The organism is Mesorhizobium sp. M7A.F.Ca.US.006.04.2.1 (genome assembly GCF_004022915.1).
Lineage (GTDB): Bacteria > Pseudomonadota > Alphaproteobacteria > Rhizobiales > Rhizobiaceae > Mesorhizobium > Mesorhizobium ciceri.
The window spans coordinates 1-3,406 of sequence record NZ_RZQA01000716.1 but is presented as its reverse complement, the minus strand read 5'-3'; the positions used below and the strand labels follow the sequence as shown (position 1 = coordinate 3,406).

At 64.2% G+C, this 3,406-nt stretch carries 4 protein-coding genes; 3 read left to right on the top strand and 1 reads right to left on the bottom strand.

From position 1 onward, the window contains the following. Window positions 1-106: neutral zinc metallopeptidase (locus EN925_RS28665; protein ID WP_206632981.1), on the top strand; the 106-nt coding region annotated here is incomplete at its 5' end. A gap of 156 nt (window positions 107-262) precedes the next feature. Then, the gene (locus tag EN925_RS28660; protein WP_027162079.1) at window positions 263-1,528 is read left to right on the top strand and encodes a tetracycline resistance MFS efflux pump; all 1,266 of its coding nucleotides are present in this window, start codon (window positions 263-265) and stop codon (window positions 1,526-1,528) included. Between the two features lie 73 nt (window positions 1,529-1,601). On the opposite strand, the gene carA is transcribed toward EN925_RS28660, so the two are convergent. Continuing rightward, window positions 1,602-2,819, bottom strand: a complete 1,218-nt coding sequence (gene carA / locus EN925_RS28655; RefSeq protein WP_013530125.1) for a glutamine-hydrolyzing carbamoyl-phosphate synthase small subunit — start codon at window positions 2,817-2,819, stop codon at window positions 1,602-1,604. A gap of 276 nt (window positions 2,820-3,095) precedes the next feature. Here carA and EN925_RS28650 point away from each other — a divergent pair. Further along, window positions 3,096-3,406 (top strand): GatB/YqeY domain-containing protein (locus EN925_RS28650; RefSeq protein ID WP_128337096.1); only part of this gene is annotated, 311 nt, incomplete at its 3' end.

The following is a 3,406-nucleotide window of genomic DNA, read 5'->3' as shown; positions in this document are numbered from 1 at the left end:
GGAAAGCTTCAATCACGGCACCTCGCAGCAGCGGCAGACCTGGCTGGCGCGTGGTTACAAGAGCGGCAAGCTGTCGGATTGCAACACGCTGAGTGGGCCGATCTGACCAGACCGTTGTCGAGCTTCACCTGCCGGCGATGCTGCCGTCAGGTGGTGTCAGGATGAATAGATTCGGCCTGTTCCTGCATTGTTCCTTTCCGCGAGCTCGCCTATAAGGTGCGTCCGCCTGCGCCTGAGGGCGAGCAGAGGAGCTTGATCCTGCATGATCGACCCCAAAACCGCCAGACGGGGCCTTGCGCTCGTCTTCACCACGCTGCTGCTCGACATTATCGGCTTCGGCATGATCATGCCGGTGCTGCCGGCCTATCTCCGGGAATTGACCGGGGTCAGCATCAGCGGCGCGGCGATCGAAGGCGGCTGGCTGTTCTTCGTCTATGCGGCGATGCAGTTCTTCTTCGCACCGATCATGGGCGGCTTGAGCGACCGGTTCGGGCGGCGGCCGATCCTGCTCGCATCGGTGCTGACCTTCTCCATCGACAATCTGATCTGCGCCGTCGCCTGGTCCTACCCGATGCTGTTCATCGGGCGCGTGCTGGCCGGCATTTCGGGCGCCAGCTATTCGACGACATCGGCCTTCATCGCCGACATCTCGAACGATGACAATCGGGCTAAGAATTTCGGCCTGCTCGGCATCGCATTTGGCGTCGGCTTCGTCATCGGGCCGGTTCTGGGCGGGCTGCTCGGCACGTTCGGGCCGCGCGTGCCGTTCTATTTCGCCGCCGGGCTCGCCTTCGTGAATTTCCTCATCGCTTTGTTTTTCCTGCCGGAAACGCTCGATGACAAGCACCGCCGCCGCTTCGAGTGGAAACGCGCCAACCCGGTCGGCACGCTTCTGCAGATGCGCCAATATCAAGGCATCGGCTGGATCGGGCTTGTCTTCTTCCTGATGACGCTCGGGCATATGATGTATCCGGCGGTCTGGTCGTTCGTCTCCAGCTACCGCTATGGCTGGAGCGAGCAGCAGATCGGCTTCTCGCTCGGCGCCTTCGGCCTGTGCGGCGCGATCGTCATGGCGACGGTGCTGCCGCGCGTCATCCCGAGGCTTGGCGAGTGGAAGACGGCGGTCATCGGCCTGACATTCACGGCAGCCAGCGCCTTCGGCTACGCCTTCGCGTCGCAAGGCTGGATGATCTATGCGGTGATCGTCGTCGGCTGCCTGGAAGCGCTGGCCGACCCGCCGCTGAGGAGCCTCGCCGCCGCCAAGGTGCCGCCTTCGGCGCAAGGCGAACTGCAGGGCGCGATGACCTCGATCTTCTCGATCACCTCGATCATCACGCCGCTGCTCTACACGGCGATCTTTTCCTGGTTCACCGGGCCAAGCGCGCCGGTGACCTTCGGCGGCGCGCCCTATCTGCTGGGAGCGTGCTTCCTGACGCTGGCGGTCATCGTCTTTGTGACGAAAGTTGCGAGGCCGGCAGCGCGCACGAATGTCGCCACCGATGTCGCTGAGGATGGAGCACAGGTGTGAGTCACAACCGCATTGCGCTCACCAGGGAGTGCCATCCCGGCAGGGCAATGAGGGGCGGCGCTACCGGATCGCGCTAAGCCCGTTCGGCCAGCAATTCCTCACCGCGCTTTTCGCGGATCAAATTGACGAAGCGGCGGAACAGGTAGTGCGAATCCTGCGGGCCGGGCGAAGCCTCGGGGTGATGCTGGACCGAGAACACCGGCCGGCCGGTCAGCGTGATGCCGCAATTCGAACCGTCGAACAGCGAGACGTGGGTTTCCTCGACGCCTGATGGCAGCGAGTCGGCATCCACGGCAAAGCCGTGGTTCATCGAGACGATCTCGACCTTGCCGGTGGTGTGGTCCTTGACCGGATGGTTGGCGCCGTGATGGCCCTGGTGCATCTTGGCGGTCTTGCCGCCCAGCGCCAGCGCCAGCATCTGGTGGCCAAGGCAGATGCCGAACACCGGGATGTCGGTCTTCAGCAGATCCCGGATGACCGGTACGGCATAGTCGCCGGTGGCTTCCGGGTCGCCGGGGCCGTTGGAGAGAAAAATGCCGTCCGGCTGCATGGCGAGGATTTCCTCGGCGCCGGACTTGGCCGGCACCACGGTGACCTTGGCGCCGAGGCCGGCGAGCAGGCGCAAGATGTTGCGTTTGACGCCGTAGTCGATGGCGACGACGTGCATTGTCGGTTCGATCTGTTCGCCAAAGCCTTCGTTCCACACCCAGGGCGTCTCGCGCCAGACCGAGGACTGGCCCGACGTGACCTCCTTGGCGAGATCCAGCCCGATCAGGCCCGACCATGCGGCGGCGCGGCGCTTCAGATCGTCGATGTCGAACACGCCATCGGGCGCATGCGCGATGACGGCGTTGGGCATGCCCTTTTCACGGATCAGCGCGGTGAGCGCGCGGGTGTCGATGCCCGACAAAGCGACGATGCCGCGCTTCTTCAGCCACTGGTCGAGACCAGTGCCGGCACGGTAGTTGGACGGGTTGGTGACATCGGCCTTGAACACGGCGCCGACGGCGCCGGCGCGGGCGACCGGATTGAGATCCTCGATGTCCTCGTCATTGGTGCCGATGTTGCCGATATGCGGGAAGGTGAAGGTGACGATCTGGCCGGCATAGGACGGATCGGTGAGGATTTCCTGATAGCCGGTCAGCGCCGTGTTGAAGCAGACTTCGGCGACAGCGGAGCCGGTGGCGCCGAGACCGCGACCTTCGATGACGGTGCCGTCGGCCAGCACCAGAAGGGCGGTCGGCTTTTCCGTGGCCCAAGCGGGGGTCAAGGCGGGCGTCATCTCGGCCATGCGGCACTCCTGTCAGGCCGCGCGCTGCAACCGGCCCGGCGGGCCATCTGCGCGGCAAACGGCGCGAAGCGGCGATTTCGCGGCTTCCACGCAGTCAAATTTCCGTTCATGCAAGGCCCAGTACATAGGGGAAGGGGGCAGGGCGGTCAATGATCATGCGAAATGCCGCCATATTTTATTTCGCCTAGCAAAATCAGTGGCTTGCCTCGGCACATCAGAGTTTGCCTTGGCTCGCCCGCGGCGCTATTGTCCGCGCCGATCGAAGGAGAATGCACCATGCGCGGCAAAATCGCCGAATCCCTGAAGAGCGCGATGAAGGCGCAGGACAAGCACCGGCTGCCGACATTGCGGCTGATCCAGGCCGCCATTCACGACCGCGACATTGCCAATCGCGGGTCAGGCAAGGAGCCGGCCAGCGACGAGGAGATCCTGCAGATCCTGGCCAAGATGGTGAAGCAGCGCGAGGAATCGGCCAAAGCCTTCGATGACGGCAAGCGGCCGGAACTGGCCGCGCAGGAGCGCGGCGAGATGGAGATCATCCGCACCTTCCTGCCGACGCAACTGGACGATGCGGCGGTAACCGCGGC

Excerpts from the sequence above, each read along its gene's own strand:
- carA (WP_013530125.1), bottom strand. The coding sequence starts at position 2,819 with ATGGCCGAGATGACGCCCGCCTTGACCCCCGCTTGGGCCACGGAAAAG.
- EN925_RS28660 (WP_027162079.1), top strand. The coding sequence starts at position 263 with ATGATCGACCCCAAAACCGCCAGACGGGGCCTTGCGCTCGTCTTCACC.